The 1,281-nt window shown below is 37.2% G+C and carries 2 protein-coding genes; one reads left to right on the plus strand and one right to left on the minus strand.

Annotated features, from left to right (window positions below; translation table 11 throughout):
* Nucleotides 1-600, plus strand: a 600-nt coding sequence (locus tag ABT112_RS35215; RefSeq protein WP_143461113.1) for a C39 family peptidase, incomplete at its 5' end; no start/stop codon positions are given.
* A gap of 54 nt (nucleotides 601-654) precedes the next feature.
* Here ABT112_RS35215 and ABT112_RS35220 read toward each other — a convergent pair.
* Nucleotides 655-1,281: C39 family peptidase (locus tag ABT112_RS35220; protein ID WP_095348783.1), on the minus strand; the 627-nt coding region annotated here is incomplete at its 5' end.

Genomic DNA, 1,281 nt, shown 5'->3' on the forward strand with positions numbered 1-1,281 from the left:
AGTGTTGGATGGAAAAATATTAATAATAGAATGCAGTATTTTTCAATAAACTCGGGTATATTGACGCGTATCTTTAGTCCAGTGCTTTTCCATCAAAACGATTCTCGCTGGGCAAATACGCAAGTTGGAGATTCAACACTTGCTCCAGAAGGCTGTGGACCAACATCAATTACGATGATATTGAACGGATATGGTACAAGTGTGACTCCGCCAACAGTTGCCCGTGTAGCTAATCATGTTGGAACCTATAATAAATATAATCCGGCTTACCCAGGAGCTGATGGAATTGATGGTCTAACCCTGCTGTCAACATTGGATTACTACGACCTTGGTTACAAGAACATTACAACAGAGAGCCAACTTATTACAGAACTAAAATTAGGTAAACCTGTTATTTACGGAATGGAATGGTTATATTCTTATCCTAATATCTCTCACTTTGTTGTTTTATTTGGCTATCAAAAAGGTTATACCACAATTTATGACCCACTCGGGAAATTAACAGGTTTGCAATCAGTGGATAAACTTTGGAAACATCCATCACAACTTCCAGATGATCATGATGCAGGTTTTCCTTTATGGTCGGTAGTACCAAAATAAAATAAAAAGGCGTGTTCTCTATAAAGGTAATTCACGCTTTTTGTTTTGATTAGATTAAAGGAGTAGTGCGAATGAGTTATTACTGTAATAAGCCTTTACTACGGTAGAAGTATCTTTCCAATATTTTCCATAGATAGAATCAGTGATGTGAAATTGATTAGTTTGTGCATTGTAACCATCAATGAGGTAAGTATGACTGTTACTTAACTCATGACCACCATAATAGTTTGAATTTACGATATGCGCTTTCGCCATATTGAGCGTTCCCCAGATAACTATTGGACGACCTTTGAGCGCCTGTTTTTCCATATTGACTAAACTCGTACCAGAAATATTTTGGGCAGTAGCAGCATAGCTTTTGGCAAATGAAGTGAGAGCTGTAGCCCAGATAACATAGCCGTTGTAAGGAAAATTGACAGCAGAAGCATCCCAAGGATTACCAGAATAACCCAAATTTGGATTGATATTACGAGGGAGTGTATTGATAGTTTGTTGAATAGATTTGGAGTTTGTCTTTCCTAATGCAATCAATCCATTATATAATGCCACTACTTCACAGGCTTGATAAGCTCCGATTGTGTATTGATTTATATTTCCAGCAGAGAGGAGTGCATAATAGCATTCCCCAGAAGTTGTATTAAATTTATAGTTTGTTTTTTCAAGAGTGGCTGTTCCGTAAAC

Source organism: Streptomyces sp. NPDC002055 (genome assembly GCF_040296705.1).
Classification (GTDB): domain Bacteria; phylum Actinomycetota; class Actinomycetes; order Streptomycetales; family Streptomycetaceae; genus Streptomyces.